This window comes from Clostridium sp. DFI.1.208, from assembly GCF_024463855.1.
GTDB lineage: Bacteria > Bacillota_I > Bacilli_A > Erysipelotrichales > Erysipelotrichaceae > Clostridium_AQ.
In genome coordinates, this window is the sequence record NZ_JANGCA010000190.1 from 1 (window position 1) to 500 (window position 500).

At 33.0% G+C, this 500-nt stretch carries 1 protein-coding gene; it reads left to right on the plus strand.

Annotated features, from left to right (window positions below; translation table 11 throughout):
• Positions 1-13: 13 nt before the first annotated feature.
• The coding region (locus tag NE665_RS23980) for a reverse transcriptase domain-containing protein (protein ID WP_256302714.1) at positions 14-500 on the plus strand (487 nt) is incomplete at its 3' end.

Here is a 500-nt window from a genome sequence, read left to right on the forward strand (position 1 = left end):
AAGAAATGCACAAATGGCAATGGAAGAAGTATTACAATACTTAAATGAGGGATATGAATGGATAGTTGACTTAGACATTGAGAAATTCTTTGATACTGTAAATCAAGATAAGTTAATTTCAATCTTAAGAGAGAATGTCAACGACGCAACAACATTACATCTTATTCGAGCATATCTAAGAGCAGGAGTATTAGATGATGGACTTATCAAAAGTACAACAGTAGGAACCTCACAAGGAGGACCTATCAGTGTAATTTTATCTAATATCTATTTAGATAAATTTGATAAAGAACTGGAGTCCAGAAATCTAAGATTTGTAAGATATGCGGACGATAGTATAATATTCGTTAAAAGCGAAATGAGTGCAAATCGAGTAATGAAGTCAGTGACATCATGGCTAGAAAGAAAGTTATTCTTGAAAGTTAGTGCAACAAAGACAAAAGTGGTCCGACCAACAAAAGGACAATTCTTGGGATTTACATTTTATAAGAATAGCCAAG